This window comes from Streptomyces sp. NPDC096012 (genome assembly GCF_040426375.1).
Taxonomy (GTDB): domain Bacteria; phylum Actinomycetota; class Actinomycetes; order Streptomycetales; family Streptomycetaceae; genus Streptomyces.
Window position 1 is genome coordinate 1 of record NZ_JBEOTD010000096.1, and the last position, 1,715, is coordinate 1,715.

Annotated in this window: 2 protein-coding genes; both read left to right on the plus strand. The window is 59.1% G+C overall.

What is annotated here, in order from left to right; all coding sequences use genetic code 11:
• On the plus strand, positions 1 to 404 hold a 404-nt coding region (locus tag ABVB68_RS36710), incomplete at its 5' end, for a hypothetical protein (protein WP_353605562.1).
• Between the two features lie 85 nt (positions 405 to 489).
• The gene (locus tag ABVB68_RS36715; RefSeq protein ID WP_353605563.1) at positions 490 to 1,497 is read left to right on the plus strand and encodes an IS481 family transposase; all 1,008 of its coding nucleotides are present in this window, start codon (positions 490 to 492) and stop codon (positions 1,495 to 1,497) included.
• Positions 1,498 to 1,715: the final 218 nt, after the last annotated feature.

Sequence of the window (1,715 nt, forward strand, 5' to 3'; positions counted from 1 at the left end):
GAATTGAAGAAGGGAACTTGTCCGCTCTCAGTGCTTTTGGAGATGTACGAGACCTAGATGACGACATAGCGAAGGGCGTTATTGAGAAGCTGTCCTCCGCGACCACCCAGCGGATCTCCGACCTCAAAAGCGGCTCGTTCGCCATGGGAGTGAAGGACTTTGCATCCGATCTGGTCACACTGAATGTCTGGTATCCCCAGCTCGCTTCGTGGGATTCGATCTCCGACCTATTGACGACGGAACTGCCTTTCGTCTCTGACCGCCAGGGAGTGCTAGCGAGGATCGCAATTCTGGGGAAAAAGATTCCTCCAGAGGTGGTCGATGTTATTGCAGGTCCGCTCCATGACTTGATGGTCGCCCTTCCCTCAGAGGGGCCTAGTTGTTGTGGGTATGGACGTTGCTGACGAGGGATTGAAGTAGACGGGCTGGTCCTCGGCGTAAGAATGGGAGTTGCGACATAACCGTTCTCGACCAAGAAGGACCAGCCCTGTGACACACCGTAATGCTCCACTCACCGTGGAGGGAAGACGACGCCTGATCGAGCGCTGCCAGAGTCGTCCGATCGCCCACGTCGCCGCCGAAATGGGTATCTCACGACAATGCGCCTCCACGTGGGTCAACCGTCACCGCAAATATGGTGACCTGGGACTACAGGACCGCTCCAGCGCACCGAAACACCAACCCACCGCCACAGCCGCGGAGGTCGTGGCCGACATCGAGTCGATGCGACGAACCCGGAAATGGTCGGCCTCACGAATCACGTTCGAACTCCGAATGGATGGAACGGTCATTGCTCGCCGGACCGTCACGAAAATCCTGCGGAACCTCGGATTGCACCGCCGCCGGTTCATCGACCCGAACGGCGAAACCAACCGAAAACCGCAGGTCATCGTTGCAAAACGACCCGGCCAGATGGTCCACGTCGACATCAAGAAAGTCGGGAAGATCCCGGACGGCGGCGGGTGGCGTGCCCACGGCCGCGGCTCCGACAAGGCCAAACGATCCCAACGCCGGAAAACGAAGAACAAGCAGGCCCGCATCGGCTACACCTACCTGCATTCCGCGATCGACGGCAACACCCGCCTGGCGTACACCGAAGCCCGCGACAACGAAACCGCAGCAACAGCCATCGATTTCATGAACAACGCCCGCGTCTTCTTCGCCGCCCACGGCATCACCCGTATCGAGCGCGTGATCACCGACAACGGATCATGCTACCGGGCAGCAGATTTCACCGTTTCATTACGCGAAGCGCGGCACTACCGGATCAAGCCGTACACCCCGAAACATAACGGGAAGGTCGAACGCTACAACCGTATCCTCGCCGAAGAACTGCTGTACTCCCGCGAGTACACCAGCGAAGCTGAGCGGCGCACTGCCGTCGAAGTCTGGAATGTTCACTACAATTACCACCGACCGCATTCAGCACGCGGAGGACGACCGCCCGCCGCTTACCGCCGGCACCGCGTCACCAACGTCCGTTCCTCCTACACCTAGTTTCAGTGATGAGGAAGTGCGAGGTTCCGCGGCAGCTGCATTGGCGGCTGTTCGACCTGACGCGATCTCGGATGAGGAACTGTGGGACCTTATGCGCGGCAACGTATACCAGCGTGCAGCGGCAGTCGAAGTAGTGTCAGGAAAGAAATCTGCGAACAGATTTGACGTCCTTGTTGCGATGTCGCGGGACACGGACCCGTGGGTGCGCGCAGTGATAG